We start from the raw sequence: 15959 nt of genomic DNA on the forward strand, positions 1-15959 counted from the left end.
ACCTATATTTTTAATATATTTTCTACTCCCATTCAATCGTAGCAGGAGGCTTACCTGTGATGTCATAGCAAATACGGTTTACATGTTTTACTTCGTTAACAATTTTCCTTGATATGCGGCCAAGTACTTCCCAGGGAATTTCCACATATTCTGCCGTCATAAAGTCGGTTGTTGTTACTGCCCTTAAGGCAACGGTATAATCATAGGTCCTTTCGTCCCCCATAACACCGACACTTCTTAAATTTGTTAAGACAGCAAAATATTGGCTGATTTTTCTGTCCAGCCCGGCTTTTGCAATTTCTTCCCGGTAAATATAGTCTGCTTCCTGAAGAATCTTGACTTTTTCGGGTGTTACTTCTCCGATTATACGTACGGCAAGTCCGGGTCCCGGGAAAGGCTGGCGATATACCAGATGTTCAGGCATCCCAAGCTCAAGACCGACTCTTCTTACTTCGTCTTTAAATAAATCTCTTAAAGGCTCAATGATTTCTTTAAAATCTACATAATCGGGAAGGCCGCCTACATTATGATGGCTTTTTATAACCGCAGACTTACCGAGGCCGCTTTCTATTACGTCAGGATAGATGGTTCCCTGAACCAGATAATCTACTTTGCCAATTTTTTTTGCTTCTTCTTCAAATACCCTTATGAATTCTTCACCGATTATTTTTCTCTTACTTTCGGGATCGGTGACTCCTGCCAGTTTATCATAAAAACGCTGTTGAGCATTTACACGGATGAAATTTACGTCAAATTTTTTCGTAAACACTTCTTCAACTTCATCGGCCTCGTTTTTTCTTAAAAGACCGTGATCTACAAATATACATGTAAGCTGTTTCCCGACAGCCTTGCTTACCAAAACAGCCGATACGGATGAATCAACTCCGCCTGATAAGGCACATAAAACCTTTTTATCTCCGATTTTTTCTTTTAAATAACGGACTGACATATCAACAAAGGATGACATAGTCCAATCGCCTGTACAACCGCAAATTTTAAATAAAAAGTTTTTCAGCATCAGAACACCTTCGGGTGTATGTTCCACCTCGGGATGGAACTGTACACCGTATAAGTTCTTTTCAGGATTTTCTATGGCAGCAACGGGACAGGATTCGGATTTTGCAATGACCCGAAAGCCCGGAGCAACAGTTTCTATATAATCCGTATGACTCATTAGGCAGGTTGTATTTCGGGTTACATTTTCAAAAAGTTTGGAACTTGAATCTACTTCTATTTCTGTTTTGCCGTATTCCCTTTTTGGCGCCTTGCCGACTTTACCGCCGTTTAGATGACTCATAAGCTGGCAACCATAGCATATCCCAAGTATAGGTATTCCTAATTCAAAAATTTTAGGATCGCAGCTTGGTGCATCAGGTTCATATACGCTGTTGGCACCTCCGGTAAAAATTATTCCTTTTGGAGCCTTTTCCTTTATAACTTCAATATCTGTATTATATGGCAGTACTTCACAATATACGTTAAACTCCCTTACACGTCTTGCTATAAGCTGATTATACTGCCCCCCAAAGTCAAGTACAATTACTAATTCTTTATCCACTGTTCAACCTCCTAATTTGTCATATAAACTTCAATTTATGTATATTTGGACAGACTTTTATACCTAAAAATTATGATTTATAATACATCATTTTGATGTAATCCGCAAGCCCTGTCGTTTTTTTATATATTAAAAATTTTAATGTTTTTATTTACTAATGATGTTAATAATGAATAAAATTTATAATTTCAAGGAATATATGGGAAAATATTCTTATATTTAAAAATTTTTATTTACAAAACCACTGTATAATGTTATTATTATCCTGTTATGTTACAATATATGGTATATTCTGATTTTTTATAAAAAAGTCAAACTTTTCATACATTATTACATAATCAAATCAGGTTATATAGGACATAAATTAAAATAAATATGCTTTTATAATGTTTAAAGGGGTTATATTGCTTGACTAATATGTTAGGATATAAAAGTGTTTTTTAAGTTTTAAAGTTTCTTAAGTGAATGTTTTCGGTTTATTTGGGGGGTTATAATATGTTTAGACACTATATGCAAAATCTGTTTGATATAGTGCCGGAGATTGATTTTTATAAGGGGTATGATTATTACCTTCATAATATGGAGAATTATTCAAAGGCATTATTGGCGACGTTAAAAAGCGTCAAATCAAAGCTTCCTATTCTAAGAAACATGACAGAAACAGAAGAATATGAAGGTTTACGAATGATTACCCAGACATTAAGAAGAATGATGCACACTATAGGGGGAGAAAAGATTGCTGATTTGTCATACAGGCTGGAAATGGCTTTATTAAATGAAGATAAAGATTTGAACAACAAAATTTTTGAATATTTGATTACGCTTGAAGATTTGGCTGACCGAATGGAGGAACTGATTAAGAAGCTGCCGATTCAGTATACAAAAACAGACCCTGATAAAAAGGACTCATACTTTAATTACAACTTTGCCAAAACCAAAGAGTTTATTGATTTTTCAAATGATTTTATAGAAAAGAAGATAATATAACAATCGCTTTGTACCCTCACATCTCTTTTTCAAGTCCTGTCTTTTATCATATCCGTAAAGACAGGGCTTGATTTTTTTCTTAAAAATAATTTTTGTTAGCGCAATTGCTGATGTATGCTTGCATATTAAGATCTGACTACCGGGATGATGATTTATAATAAAATATTATCTAAAGTTTATGAGGGCGTGAATATATACAAAATACTTATTGTTGAAGATGATATGACAATAGCTAATATTATAAAAGAACGTTATATCGGCCGTACGGTGGATTTTTTTCTTTGCTTTATATGCTTATGTAGATAAATTTCATATTTAATTTAACGCTGTGTTAAACCGGTATTATGATGGAAATTTTATACATAATATGATATTATGTATGTAATCCGTATTTTAACTTACATGCTGAAAATTGTTGTTTTATCTAATTAACAATCTGTACGAAAGGAGAAGGATTTTTGAACAGTTTAAAATCAGTCAAAAATTATATATTCTGCTTTATTATAATAACAGCATGTTTATTTATCTGCGCATGTTCGGCAAAGAACGAAGCAGAACCGGTTTATGGGAATAATGATGAAATTACAAATAATACAGAAGGCACCATAGCAGACAATGAAGATGATGCTGTCGTAAATACAGACAAGGCAGGGGTAGGAATTGTAAAAGACATTGCAACAGAGGATATTGCAACGGAAGAAAATACAGCAGAAGATATTGAAGAAACATCTTATGTTAAAGAAGCCTTGAACGATGATAATGTAAGCAGCGAGTTTATACAAAAATATTACGACTTCACCGAGCAAACCGCTGTGCATATCTTTTGCAGCAAAAGCCGGGATAATCAGCTTTATGCTCCTTTTAACCTGTATCTGGCTATGTCTGTGCTTGCGGAACTGACCGGTGGCGAAGCCTGGGAAGAGATGCAAAAAGCATTGGGTTTCAGTGCTATTGACAGCAACAGAACTGAATTGAATAAAGCTATATCTGCCCTTGATAAGAGATATCTAAACGTAGGCAGAGTTAAGATAAAAAATTCGTTGTGGCTGAATGATAATATCAAGTATAAAGATGATATTCTTTCAACGGTCAGGGATAAATACGGAACTGAAATATTTAAGGGCGATTTTCAGGATGCTGAATTCCAGCAAATGATGACCGATTGGGTATCCCAAAATACCAACCAAGGATTTAAGCCCGATTACAGTGATTTATCTTACACGGGAGCTACCTTTGTTGCGTTAAATACCTTGGATTATTATGAAGAATGGATTACAGAATTTGACGAAGAAAGTACATCTGAGGATTACTTTACTTGCAGCGATAACAGTAAGGTACTGTGTGAATTTATGAATATGGAAGAAGAGCCTTACTCATTTCTTAAAGGTGAAGACTTTATATCAACATATTTACACTTAAAGGATAAATCGAATATGTTATTTATTCTTCCGGACGAAGGAATAGAGGTAGAAGATTTTTTACGTAAGGAGGGTAAACTTGCCGATATTATTTACAACTGGGCAAATTACCAAACTACTATCGGAAAAGTTAAGCTCAGCATACCGAAATTTGCATATGCTGATGAGAATTATTTAAATGATACAGTAAAGGCAATCGGAATAAATAAAATATTTGATGTGGAAGAAAATGCATTTTCAAATCTGACCGATGAAAACATTTTTGTAGGAGCTATTAAGCAGGCATCAAAGATAAAAATTGACGAATACGGTTGCTCTGCCTCATCCTATACGGAGGTTAATCTTTTCGCAAACTCCGGATTAGTAGGGGAAGATGAAGCGGTAATAAACTTGAACAGGCCTTTTATTTACGTTTTATATAAAGAAAAGCTGCCGTTTTTGATAGGGGTGGTCCGAAATCCTTTGAACAGTTAATTGGCATATGCTATAAGCTAATGATTAAGAAAAATTTTATTAATAACATTTATTATAAGATGAACATAATAATAGCCCGGTTAACATGATTTTCCGGGCTATTATTTATGTTATGTTATTATTAAATTAATTATGTTTTATAAAAACTATTAATTTAAATAAATGGATAATTACAGATTAGCTGCTTATTAACCTAATCGTAGCCTTATATAATTTAATATAGTTTTTTATAACCCATCATAACCTTTTACAGCTTAGTCTTTTGTCCTTTGTCTCCACGGTTACGGATTTTTATCTTCTTAACTTCTATCGGTTTGTTGTTATATTCAACTGTTTGTGTATCCGGACCGACTACCGCAGCAAAGCGTACAAAATCGTCCTTATTAAGCTTAATAGCCTTAACACCTCGGCTGTTTTTCTTAAGTTCCGGTACTTCCGAAAGGGAGAAGCCAAGGGATAAGCCCTGATCGGTAAGAATGATTACATTTTGATTGCCCGATAATATATCCCCTGCCGAAAGCAAGGTTATTCCGATCACTTCGTCTCCGTCTTCAAGTTTTGTGGCATTAACCTGAGAACGGTTCGTTTCAAATTCCGCACCTGAAACCATCTTGATATATCCGTTCTTTGTTACAAATAAAAGCTGGGCTTCAAAGAGCTGCTCAAAGGAGGTATAAAGGATTACTTCTTCTTTTTCCAGTTTACATAAGGTATGTATTAAAGCTCCTCTGTCTTTCATCTTGCATCTTGGAATATTTTCCGCCTTAACCTGGAACATGTTACCTTCCTTCGTGAAACAGCACAGCTTGTCCGTATTTTTCATCTGTATGATATAGCTGTATTCCTTGAGGTTTTCTTCAAGGACCCTGGTATAACTGCTTGTATCTATGGATTTGGTATAACCGAAGCGGTCAATAAGAACATATATATCTTCAACTTTTTTCTCTTCCACATAATCTTCGGTTATAGCGTTAATAAGCATGGTCCTGCGGTGGGAATGGAATAATTTCTTAAATTCTGTGAGGCGTTTCTTAATTACTTTAAACAGTTCTTTTTGACTTCCAAGAACTTTTTCGTATTCTTTTATGGAGTCTTTTAAACTTTCTTCTTCTTCATGCAGCTTTAAAATTTCCAGGCCTATTAATTTTGAAAGCTGCATGGAAAGAATGGCATCGGCTTGTCTTTCAGTAAAGTTTAGGGTGCTTGCCTCCTTTTTTGAAGCTTCCGACTTAAAGCGGATACCCTCGGTATTGCCGTTCATAAGACAATCTTTGGCTTGTTTTACTGACGAGCTTCCGCGAAGGATTTCGATAATCAGGTCGATTATATCGGTAGCTCTTATTAAGCCTCCCACAATCTCCAAACGGTTTTTTGCCTTATCGAGAAGGTAGTTGTATTCTTTGGTATACAGCTCGATTTGGAAATCTACAAATTCTTTGATTAAACCTTTCAGGTCAAATAATACCGGCTGTTGATTCTTGATGGCAAGGAGATTAACCGAATATGTATCTTCCATAAGGGTCTTTTTATATAAACCGTTTAGGAGATTTTGAATGTCTCTGTCTTTTTTTACTTCGATGACTATTCGGATACCTTCCTTGGAAGATTCGTCCCTGACATCGTTTATTTCATCAAAAACTTTATCCTTAATCAAGTTGGAAAGATTTTCAACCAGCTTTGACTTGTTTCCCGCTACAGTATATGGGATTTCGGTAATAACTATATTTTTCTTTCCGTATTCGGCATTTTCTATTTCGGTCTTTGCACGAATCCGGATTTTCCCTTCTCCGCTTGTATAGATTTTTTCCATTTCGTCCACATTTATTATGGTTCCTCCCGTAGGGAAATCCGGAGCGGGAATATATTTCATCAGTTCCTTTACGGTTATATCGGGATTATCCATGTAAGCTATAATTCCGTCTATAACTTCGTCGGGATTATGGGGAGGTATATTGGTTGCCATACCGACGGCGATACCGGTTGTACCGTTAATAAGAAGGTTTGGTATCATGGCAGGAAGAACCGCAGGTTCTTTTTCGCTGCCGTCAAAGTTCGGGTTAAAATCTACCAGGTTTTTGTCCAGTTGCTCAAGCAGGGCCATGGCTCCGGGCGAAAGCCTGGCTTCTGTATAACGCATGGCAGCAGCACCGTCTCCGTCTATGGAACCGAAGTTTCCGTGGCCGTCTACCAAAGGAATCATAAGGGAATAATCCTTGGTCATGTTGACTAAGGCATCATAAATTGAACTGTCGCCGTGGGGGTGATATTTACCCATGGTATCACCGACGATACGGGCGCTTTTTCTGTGGGGTTTATCCGGCTCCAAGCCCAATTCCATCATGGAATAAAGGATTCTTCGCTGTACGGGTTTAAGGCCGTCCCTTACGTCCGGAACGGCTCTGGATACTATTACGCTCATGGCATAATCCCGATAGCTGTTTTTCATTTCTTCGGAATAATCCAGTTGAATTATTTGATCGGTTTGATTTTGATGACTCATTGTTACCTCCTATATAAGTTTAATGGAGCTTATATATCCAGCTTGGCGTATTTTGCTTCTTCCATAATAAAAGTACGCCTCGGAGGAACATTGCTGCTCATTAGGATATTGGTAATCTCATCGGCCTCGATATTGTCGCTTATGGTTATTTGGGCAAGTACTCTTGTTTCAGGATTTAGAGTGGTCTCCCAAAGCTGCTGGGCGTCCATTTCACCGAGACCTTTATACCGCTGGATATTTATAATTTTATAATCCTTATTTTTACGGAATGTTTCCAGTTCAAAATCGTTGTATAGATATTTGAATTCCCTTTTTTTCTTACTTTTTGATGCGGGTTCATACTCCACCCTGTACAAAGGCGGAAGACCTTTGTAAATCTTTCCTGCCTTTATAAGGTCCGGCATAAAGCGGTAGAAGAATGTTAAAAGCAGGGTACTGATGTGGGAACCGTCTACATCGGCATCGGTAAGGATAATGATTTTATCATAATTTAACTTTGATATATCAAAATCTTCTCCGATACCGCAGCCAAATGCCGCAATCATGGATTTTATTTCATTGTTTAACAGTATTTTATCTAAGGTCGCCTTTTCTACGTTGAGGATTTTACCCCTAAGAGGAAGAACTGCCTGGGTGCGGCGGTTTCTAGCGGTCTTTACTGTACCGCCGGCAGAGTCTCCCTCGACTATATACAGTTCACATTCTTCCGGTTTTTTTGATGAGCAGGAAGCCAGCTTGCTTCTGGTATCCACATCGTTTAACTGCTTTAATATGGCCGTTCTTGCCTTGTCGCTGGCTTTTCTGGCATTGTAGGATTTCATCGTATTATCAAGGATAGCTTTTAATACTTCGACATTTTTATCAAACCAGCGCTGGGCTTCCTGGGAAAAGACTTCCTCAACCGCAGTTTTTGCGTCGGTATTTCCAAGTTTAGTCTTGGTCTGACCTTCAAACTGCGGGTCGGGGTGTTTAATGGATACTATGGCGACAATGCCGTTTCGGACGTCTTTGCCGTCAAAATTCTCATTCTTGTCTTTAAGGACACCAAGTTCCCTGGCATACTGGTTTATAACCCTGGTAAGACCTGTCTTAAATCCGGTAACATGGGTCCCGCCGTCTACAACGTTTATACAGTTACAGTAGGAATTTATCTGTTCCGCAAAATTATTGGTATATTGGAAAGCTATTTCAACTTCAATGTTGCCGCTTTTTCCTTCCAAATAAATAGGCTCCTCATGAAGTACGTTCATATCTCTGGTCAAATATGAAATAAAGCTCTTGATACCGTGTTCTTCCTTATAGGTCTGTGATATGCCAGTATTTTCATCATAAAAAGTCAGTGTCAGATTTTTATTCAAATAGGATAATTCCCTGAGTTTTTTTTGTATTATTTCGGCTTTAAATTCTACGGTTTCGAAAATGGCATCGTCCGGGAAAAAGATAACTTTTGTACCGGTCTCGTTCTTCTTGCATTTACCTACAACGGGAAGGAGGCCGTCTACAAGTTCCGTAACCGGATGACCGCCGTTTATATATTCATCCCTGTAAATATTTCCGTCTCTTTTTATTTCTACAATCATTCGCTTGGAGAGGGCGTTAACGACGCTGGCACCTACACCGTGAAGGCCGCCGGATACTTTATATACGGAATGGCCGAATTTGCCCCCTGCATGAAGAATTGTATAAACCACACGGGCAGTAGGAATGTTTTTTTGTGGATGAATGTCCACAGGTACTCCGCGGCCGTTATCCTCTATTTCTATTCCACCGTCCTTTCGGAGAGTAACATTTATCTGTGTGCAGTATCCTGCCAAATGTTCGTCTATACCGTTGTCTATTATTTCCCAGACAAGATGGTGAAGCCCTCTGGAGCCTGTGCTTCCGATGTACATTCCGGGACGCCTGCGGACTGCTTCCAGTCCTTCCAAAACAACGATCTGACTTCCGCTATACTGTTCCATGGTTTATATTCCCCTTTTTTAAATATATAAAATTTATAAATATTTAGAAAATTTCTATATGTAGTTTGCTCTTCATGATTATAACACAAGAGTTTGTATTTTTCTAGTAATTTTGCAATCGTATGTTCTCTTAGCGATCGATAAAACCCGACAGATGCTTAACTTAAAAGATGTTTTACAGCAAAAAAGTAGGTATCAAAATTATAATTTTATGCAAAAATAAAGAAAATTTTGATTAATTATAAAAAGGGTTTTAAATTGATTTAAAATGATGTATAATGGGAACAATTCTTTAGGACGATATGAATAATGACGGAAAGGACCGGGGGTCAATATGGACTTATATTTATATGAAACCCATCTTCATACGGCTGAAGCCAGTGCATGTGCTATATTGACAGGAGCACAGCAGGCGCAGTTGTATAAAAAAGCAGGATATGCAGGCATAATTGTTACTGATCATTTCTTTAACGGAAATACAGCCATTCCTGACGGTTTGCCTTGGGAAGAACGGGTGGATTTATTTTATAAAGGATATGAAAATGCGAAAAAAGAAGGAGAAAAAATCGGCCTGTCCGTTTTTTTCGGATGGGAAGCCAATTATGACGGTACAGAATTTTTAATTTATGGTCTTAATCATGAATGGATGAAAAAACATCCCGAAATGCTTGAATGGTCAATCGAAGACCAATACCGTTATATCCATGAAGCCGGAGGATTTGTAGTTCATGCTCATCCATTCAGAATAAGGCCGTACATAAAAGAAGTCAGGTTATTTCCGGATTTGGTCGATGCGGTGGAAGTATACAATGTGGGCAACAGAAATTTAGAATTTGATAAAAAAGCCAGCGAATACGCTAAGAAACACAAGCTGCCTGTAACGGCAGGTACTGATGCCCACGGCTTTGAACAGGAGCGAAGCGGTATGGCATTTTATAAACCGCTTAAGGATATAAAGGATTTTATAGAAAATGTAAAATCAGGTAACTGCCGATTAATAATGAATACTTAAATTACATAAGCTAAAACCGATATTCATAGCAGGGGAGGTAATATATGAAGAAAAAACCGTTTGTAACCTTGGAACAATTGAAAGAAATAACAAAGCAATATCCTACACCATTTCATATTTATGATGAAAAAGGTATTCGTGAAAATGCAAGAAGATTAAAAGAAGCTTTTTCATGGAATAAAGGCTTCAAGGAGTATTTTGCGGTTAAAGCCACGCCCAATCCTTATATTATAGAAATATTAAAGGAAGAGGGCTGCGGTGTGGACTGTTCCTCATATACGGAACTTATGCTTGCAGAGGCTCTTGATTATTCAGGCGATGGGATAATGTTTTCATCCAACGCCACACCGGCAAAAGAGTTTGTAAAAGCCAGAGAACTGAATGCCATTATTAACCTTGACGACTTTACTCATATTGAATTTCTTGAGAAGGTGGCAGGGCTTCCTGATACTATCTGTTGCAGATACAATCCCGGCGGTATGTTCATGGCTTCCAACAGGATAATGGACAACCCCGGCGATGCCAAGTACGGTTTTACAAAGGAACAGATGGTAGAAGGTTTTCGTATATTAAAAGAAAAAGGCGTAAAAACATTCGGTATTCATGCTTTTCTTGCCAGCAATACCCTGACCAATGACTATTATCCTACTTTGGCAGGAATACTATTTGAGCTGGCGGTTGAGCTAAGGGATAAAACCGGAGCGGATATTAAGTTTATCAATTTATCAGGCGGTATTGGCATACCTTACAGGCCGGAAGATGAGCCCAATGATATTATGGCTATCGGTGACGGGGTAAGAAAAGCTTATGAAAGAATTCTTGTTCCTGCCGGCCTAGGAGACGTTGCTATATATACCGAGCTTGGAAGATATATGCTTGCACCTTACGGTCATCTGGTAGCTACGGCTATTCATCAAAAGCATATATATAAGGAATATATCGGACTGGATGCCTGTGCGGCCGATCTTATGAGGCCGGCCATGTATGGGGCTTATCATCATATTACTGTTATGGGTAAAGAAGATGAGCCGCATGTTTATAAATATGATATAACCGGTTCCTTATGTGAAAATAACGATAAATTCGCGATTGACAGAATGCTTCCTAAAATTGATATAGGTGACTTGATTGTGATTCACGATACCGGTGCTCACGGATATGCCATGGGGTACAATTACAACGGTAAATTAAGGAGCGCTGAACTGCTTCTTAAAGAGGACGGTTCGGTAAAACTTATAAGAAGGGCAGAAACCCCTCAGGATTATTTTGCAACTATTGATTTTAGCGATTATTATAAAAAATTATTTAATTAACAGGTTATTTAACAAAATCTCAAAGATTATTCATAAAAGGATAGTATATTTTATATGCTGTAAAGATAAGATATACTGTACGAAAACGTAATACGCCAACTTTATCAATCAAAATGCCATGCGAAAACTTATATGTTTTTGCAGGGCATTGATTGATATTGTCTAAATTTTTCGAAAAACATTGCAAACATTGCGTTATTGCTGCATAATATATAATGTTGACAAGAAACAGGCGTTGATATATAATACTTTGAATGTATTGTATAAGTCTATAAAAATATACAATATGCTATATGGAGGAAGGGTGTTTTATGGTAGAAAAGAAAAATATACTGACTTATGAAGGTCTGCGGCAGTTGGAAGAGGAACTTCACGATCTTAAGGTAAATAAGAGAAAGGAAGTTGCTCAAAAAATCAAAGAGGCAAGAGAACAGGGGGATCTTTCTGAAAATGCCGAATATGATGCTGCCAAAGATGAGCAAAGAGACATTGAGGCAAGAATAGAAGAGATTGATAAAATTCTTAGAAATGCCGAAGTTGTTTTGGAAGATGAAGTAGATGTTAATGTTATAAATATAGGTTGTAAAGTTCGTATATTGGATATGGAAATGAACGAGGAGTTAACATATAAGATTGTCGGTTCGATGGAAGCCAACAGCCTTAAAGGCAAGATATCCAACGAATCCCCTCTTGGAAGTGCTTTGCTTGGCAAAAAAGTCGGGGATGTCGTGGATGTGGAAACCCATGGAGAGGTAATTCAATATAAGATTTTGGAAATTCAAAAGTCAAATTAATACCCGGTGGCGGCTAAATGCCGCACCGGATAATGATATGAGGTGAAAAACATGGCTGATGAAAGAGTACAAGCGGCAAATGAGCAGGACATAAACGAACTGCTCAAGGTTAGAAGGGCAAAACTTGCAGAACTTCAGGAAAAAGGGAAAGACCCTTTTAAGATTATGAAATATGATGTGACAAACCATTCGGCAGATATTACCGAAGACTATGACAATTTTGAAGGAAAGACGGTTTCCGTAGCCGGCAGAATCATGACCAAGAGAATTATGGGCAAGGCGTCATTTTGTAATATCAGGGACTTAAAAGGCGATATTCAGATTTATGTGCGTAAAGACGAAATCGGTGAAGAATCTTATACCGAATTTAAAAAGTATGATATCGGTGATATTGTTGGTGTCCAGGGAGAGGTGTTTAAAACCCATACGGGCGAGATATCTATAAAGGCTAAAAACATAGTTCTTCTTTCAAAAAGCCTGCAGATTCTTCCCGAGAAATATCATGGACTTAAAGATACTGACCTCAGATATCGCCAAAGATATGTGGATCTGATTGTAAATCCCGAAGTAAAAGATACCTTTATTAAGAGATCTCTGATAATCAGAGAAATAAGAAATTATTTGGACAGCAGGAATTTCATAGAGGTAGAAACGCCGGTTCTTGTTCCTACAGCCGGCGGTGCTGCAGCAAGACCTTTCAGCACCCACCACAATGCGTTGGATCAGGACCTGTATCTGAGAATTTCTTTGGAACTTTATTTAAAGAGACTTATTGTCGGTGGCTTAGAGCGTGTATATGAAATAGGCCGTGTATTCCGTAACGAAGGATTATCTGTAAGGCATAACCCGGAATTTACCCTGCTTGAGTTATACCAGGCATATACCGACTATTACGGAATGATGGACCTTGTTGAGGACCTTTTCCGCACCGTAGCCCAAAAGGTATGCGGAACCACCAAAATAACCTATGGCGGAGAGGTTATAGATTTGTCTAAGCCTTTTGAAAGGCTTACTATGGTTGAAGCCATCAAGAAATATGCAAATATTGACTTTGACCAGATAAAAGATGAAGCATCAGCCAAAGCCTTAGCAAAAGAACATAATATAGAATTTGAGGACAGGCACAAAAGAGGCGACATTATCAATCTGTTCTTCGAAAAATATGTTGAAGAACATCTGGTACAGCCCACATTTATTATGGATCATCCTGTTGAGATTTCGCCTCTGGCCAGCAGAAAGCCGGACAACCCCGATTTCACCGAACGCTTCGAACTGTTTATTACAAGACGGGAAATGGCCAATGCCTTCTCAGAGCTTAACGATCCTCTTGACCAGAGAAAGAGGTTTGAAGCTCAGGAAGCCCTTAGGGCAGCAGGTGATGAGGAAGCCAACGAAACCGATGAAGACTTCCTTACAGCACTTGAATACGGTATGCCTCCGACAGGCGGCATAGGAATAGGAATTGACCGCTTTGTAATGCTATTAACAGATTCTGCAGCTATAAGGGATGTATTGCTCTTCCCGACGATGAAGAGGCTGGATTAGGTTGTTTTCGGAAAAGAACCATATGCACTTTCATTTAGTTGAAAAACTGAATGTGAGTGCTTTTTTATTTTATAAAAATTCTTCGAAATTTTTTGTAATTGATGATTTTGCTGAAATGGTGTTGATTTAATTAAAGGTTTATATGAAGTCGGCAAATCATAGAAAATTGCAGAAGAAGCCGGATTTAAATATATACTGCATATGAAGCGTTAAATTAGCGGAAGAGCTGGTTATATGTATAATTGAAATTATTTAATACTAAGCGAAGATTAGCCAAAGTTTTAAGGAAAAGTGAAATTTTAGAGGTAAAATCTTATGAATACGCAACACAAAAAAATGGTAGTTACCGATTTGGATGGAACATTACTCAGGAATGATAAAACCATATCGGATTATTCTCTACATATTATTAATCAATTCAGAAAAAGAGGAAATCTGTTTGTCATCGCTACTGCACGGCCTGTCAGAGCCGTAAAGAACTTTATGGTAAGATGCGATTTTGATGCAGGCATATATCACAACGGAGCACTAATATGTGATAAAGATTCAAAAATTGGCGGATTTGGCATGAAAGATCCATATGATGTTTCGAGAAAAATATTGAGTGTATTTCCCGATGTATGCCTTGCGGTAGAATCTGATGATGTTCTGTATGCCAATTTCGACGCGGAGCGTTTGTGGCCTGGAAACGGATTATTCTGACAGCTTCACAGAATTGAAAGGCAAAACTGGATGCGCAAAAGGGATAGCGGTGGAAAATGCCCTGGAACCTGTAAAGGATATCGTATCAGAAATATGCGAATCAAACGAAGATGACGGGGTTGCAAAATGGATAAAAGAAAATTTGCTGTAAAATAAAAATAAGCATATATTTAAAAATGCAAAATTATATTGTAAGATATGTTATATAGCCGCAGTGTCTAAATAAGGAGATAATATCATGATAGAAAAAGAACTGAAAATATTACTGACTAAAGAACAGTTTGATTGTCTTGTCAAGCAATTTGAATGGGATCAGATAAGGACACAGGTAAATTATTACTATACAGATAATAATTATATAAAAAATTCAGGAATTACAATACGTGTTCGTGAATGCAACAATACAATTGCTTTGCAACTTAAAGTACCGGTAAGTGAACAAGGCGCAATACATATGAAACAAGAAATTGAAACTTTTATTAATGAAATTCCCCAAAAAATAGACGGTGATTTTTTAAGTAAATTATGTTCTGTATCTTTGCCGGATGTAAGTCTGGCGGGTTTTATGGTTACGGAACGTTATATTTATAAATGGAGCAATGACATTGAAATTTGCCTTGACAAAAATAAATATCTTGATGTTGAGGATTATGAAATCGAGATAGAATATAAGGGAAATATAGACGAATCTATTTTTGACTTTTTAAATAAAAATAACATAGAAATCAAAGATGATGTAAAAGGAAAATGCGGAAGATTTTTTAGCCATTTACTTAAAGGGGAAGAGCAATAAAAACCATACAAAAATTTATTTATCTCTTTCAGACTGTCCCGTTTAAAAGAAATCCACTTATAAAATCTTCTATAAAATGTAATAAAGTCGGCGCAATTATGCTGTTATATTTTGAAAATAACTATTGGGATAATAAATGATGAATAAAAATATTAATTAAATTAGAAATATTAGCTGATATAAATTCAGGCAGGCTCGTCCGAGATACAATCATTTGCAGCGGAACATGTGATAATGTAAACATAATGCCAACATCAATTATTGCTAAATATTTATTTCGAAAGTAACCATATATTCTCGTTCCGATATATCCCCTGAAAATCAACTCTTCAGTGAATGCTATGAAAATCAGATAATGAATAACTTTCATAGCAATAAAGGTAATATCTGCTTTTATTGATATTCCTGAAATTATTGGTCTGATACCCCATAATAAAAAAACTATAAAAATTAATATTAATCCTATTATAAATGATTTTCCTGCATTTTTCTTACTGAAACCTACTGTGTTTAGTCGCTGTTTCCTGATTAAGCAAAACGATATTACCAACCCTGTGCATATTATAGAAAATATTCCGGTAGCACAGAAAATATATATATCGGTCAATTCTGACTGTTTATGTATAAATATTTTCCCCATTACAACACTCATTAGCAATAGAATACAATATAGAATTACAGAAAGCAGTGCATCTGTTTTTCCGTAATCTTTTACTTGCTGTACGTATTCATTATTAGCCCCTAATGCTTTTAAATTACTCAAAATTTCACCTCTTTAATATTTAATATAAATCCTTTTTATAACTAAATCTTATTAGCGTATCCGTTTGAGATCTCATAAACCTCATCGCATATATTAATAACTTCCTTATTATGTGTTACTATCAATATTATTTTAGATT

Annotated in this window: 13 protein-coding genes; 9 read left to right on the plus strand and 4 right to left on the minus strand. The window is 36.7% G+C overall.

Features of this window, described 5'->3' with window-relative positions:
• Window positions 1–22: 22 nt before the first annotated feature.
• Window positions 23–1558: a glutamine-hydrolyzing GMP synthase gene (guaA, locus tag HHT355_RS00390; RefSeq protein WP_103201484.1), complete on the minus strand. Its 1536-nt coding sequence runs from the start codon at window positions 1556–1558 to the stop codon at window positions 23–25.
• A gap of 495 nt (window positions 1559–2053) precedes the next feature.
• Here guaA and HHT355_RS00395 point away from each other — a divergent pair, with 495 nt between their 5' ends.
• Both HHT355_RS00395 and HHT355_RS00400 read left to right on the plus strand, forming a co-directional pair.
• On the plus strand, window positions 2054–2545 hold the full coding sequence (locus HHT355_RS00395; protein WP_103201485.1) for a hypothetical protein: 492 nt from the start codon (window positions 2054–2056) through the stop codon (window positions 2543–2545).
• Between the two features lie 458 nt (window positions 2546–3003).
• Window positions 3004–4437: a serpin family protein gene (locus HHT355_RS00400; protein ID WP_158245842.1), complete on the plus strand. Its 1434-nt coding sequence runs from the start codon at window positions 3004–3006 to the stop codon at window positions 4435–4437.
• A gap of 247 nt (window positions 4438–4684) precedes the next feature.
• Here the strand turns inward: HHT355_RS00400 and HHT355_RS00405 are convergent, their stop codons facing one another.
• Complete coding sequence (locus HHT355_RS00405) at window positions 4685–6937, minus strand: DNA gyrase/topoisomerase IV subunit A (RefSeq protein WP_103201487.1); 2253 nt, start codon at window positions 6935–6937, stop codon at window positions 4685–4687.
• A 29-nt stretch (window positions 6938–6966) separates the two neighbouring features.
• Window positions 6967–8898, minus strand: a complete 1932-nt coding sequence (locus tag HHT355_RS00410; protein ID WP_103201488.1) for a DNA gyrase/topoisomerase IV subunit B — start codon at window positions 8896–8898, stop codon at window positions 6967–6969.
• Between the two features lie 334 nt (window positions 8899–9232).
• Here HHT355_RS00410 and HHT355_RS00415 point away from each other — a divergent pair, with 334 nt between their 5' ends.
• The 7 genes from HHT355_RS00415 (at window position 9233) to HHT355_RS00440 (ending at window position 15057) form a co-directional block, all read left to right on the plus strand.
• A complete protein-coding gene (locus tag HHT355_RS00415) occupies window positions 9233–9910 on the plus strand; it encodes a PHP-associated domain-containing protein (protein WP_103201489.1) in 678 nt (225 codons plus the stop codon).
• 44 nt (window positions 9911–9954) lie between these two features.
• Complete coding sequence (locus tag HHT355_RS00420) at window positions 9955–11223, plus strand: diaminopimelate decarboxylase (protein ID WP_103201490.1); 1269 nt, start codon at window positions 9955–9957, stop codon at window positions 11221–11223.
• A 311-nt stretch (window positions 11224–11534) separates the two neighbouring features.
• On the plus strand, window positions 11535–12017 hold the full coding sequence (gene greA / locus HHT355_RS00425; RefSeq protein ID WP_103201491.1) for a transcription elongation factor GreA: 483 nt from the start codon (window positions 11535–11537) through the stop codon (window positions 12015–12017).
• A gap of 51 nt (window positions 12018–12068) precedes the next feature.
• On the plus strand, window positions 12069–13562 hold the full coding sequence (gene lysS, locus HHT355_RS00430; protein WP_103201492.1) for a lysine--tRNA ligase: 1494 nt from the start codon (window positions 12069–12071) through the stop codon (window positions 13560–13562).
• A gap of 315 nt (window positions 13563–13877) precedes the next feature.
• Window positions 13878–14264: an HAD family hydrolase gene (locus HHT355_RS00435; RefSeq protein WP_103201493.1), complete on the plus strand. Its 387-nt coding sequence runs from the start codon at window positions 13878–13880 to the stop codon at window positions 14262–14264.
• Window positions 14265–14277: 13 nt separating this feature from the next.
• Window positions 14278–14415 (plus strand): HAD hydrolase family protein, encoded by a 138-nt coding sequence (locus HHT355_RS13535; RefSeq protein ID WP_158245843.1) that lies wholly within the window; start codon window positions 14278–14280, stop codon window positions 14413–14415.
• A gap of 87 nt (window positions 14416–14502) precedes the next feature.
• Window positions 14503–15057, plus strand: a complete 555-nt coding sequence (locus tag HHT355_RS00440; protein ID WP_103201494.1) for a CYTH domain-containing protein — start codon at window positions 14503–14505, stop codon at window positions 15055–15057.
• A 121-nt stretch (window positions 15058–15178) separates the two neighbouring features.
• Here HHT355_RS00440 and HHT355_RS00445 read toward each other — a convergent pair whose 3' ends face one another.
• Window positions 15179–15820 (minus strand): CPBP family glutamic-type intramembrane protease, encoded by a 642-nt coding sequence (locus tag HHT355_RS00445; protein ID WP_103201495.1) that lies wholly within the window; start codon window positions 15818–15820, stop codon window positions 15179–15181.
• Window positions 15821–15959: the final 139 nt, after the last annotated feature.

It is taken from the genome of Herbinix hemicellulosilytica (assembly GCF_002904165.1).
In the GTDB taxonomy this organism is placed as follows: Bacteria; Bacillota; Clostridia; order Lachnospirales; family Lachnospiraceae; genus Mobilitalea; species Mobilitalea hemicellulosilytica.

Coding starts and splice junctions, on each gene's coding strand:
- HHT355_RS00395 (WP_103201485.1), top strand. CDS start 2,054: ATGTTTAGACACTATATGCAAAATCTGTTTGATATAGTGCCGGAGATT.
- HHT355_RS00405 (WP_103201487.1), bottom strand. CDS start 6,937: ATGAGTCATCAAAATCAAACCGATCAAATAATTCAACTGGATTATTCC.
- HHT355_RS00410 (WP_103201488.1), bottom strand. CDS start 8,898: ATGGAACAGTATAGCGGAAGTCAGATCGTTGTTTTGGAAGGACTGGAA.
- HHT355_RS00415 (WP_103201489.1), top strand. CDS start 9,233: ATGGACTTATATTTATATGAAACCCATCTTCATACGGCTGAAGCCAGT.
- HHT355_RS00420 (WP_103201490.1), top strand. CDS start 9,955: ATGAAGAAAAAACCGTTTGTAACCTTGGAACAATTGAAAGAAATAACA.
- greA (WP_103201491.1), top strand. CDS start 11,535: ATGGTAGAAAAGAAAAATATACTGACTTATGAAGGTCTGCGGCAGTTG.
- lysS (WP_103201492.1), top strand. CDS start 12,069: ATGGCTGATGAAAGAGTACAAGCGGCAAATGAGCAGGACATAAACGAA.
- HHT355_RS00435 (WP_103201493.1), top strand. CDS start 13,878: ATGAATACGCAACACAAAAAAATGGTAGTTACCGATTTGGATGGAACA.
- HHT355_RS00440 (WP_103201494.1), top strand. CDS start 14,503: ATGATAGAAAAAGAACTGAAAATATTACTGACTAAAGAACAGTTTGAT.